The following is a 261-nucleotide window of genomic DNA, read 5'->3' as shown; positions in this document are numbered from 1 at the left end:
CTGCCATCGGTATAAATATGTACCAATGCGCCTGCCTGATTAAGCGTCTGCACCGTAAATGAAATACCGAATTTTACTGGCGTCAACGCAAGCCCTAAGCGTTTATCACTGCCTTCATTTGCAGCTTTTTGGTTTGCTTCTAGGATTTGTTGACGGCGATTGTCATAGTCGCAATCGTCTGCCAGTTTGGTCATGATGGTCGCTAAATCAAAATGCTCTATCGTCTGACCGTAATGGGTGCTTTGACCATCTTGATATAAG

General features: G+C 44.4%; 1 protein-coding gene. It reads right to left on the bottom strand.

Annotation, left to right across the window (positions count from 1 at the left end; genetic code table 11):
* A partial coding sequence (locus tag R2R70_RS21120; RefSeq protein ID WP_410979069.1) for a molybdopterin cofactor-binding domain-containing protein occupies positions 1-261 on the bottom strand: 261 nt, incomplete at both ends.

Origin of the sequence: Cobetia sp. SIMBA_158, from assembly GCF_046566945.1 — a bacterium.
In the GTDB taxonomy this organism is placed as follows: Bacteria; Pseudomonadota; Gammaproteobacteria; order Pseudomonadales; family Halomonadaceae; genus Cobetia; species Cobetia amphilecti.
Note: the sequence above shows the minus strand (reverse complement) of the source record. Positions and strands in the feature narration are given on the sequence as shown.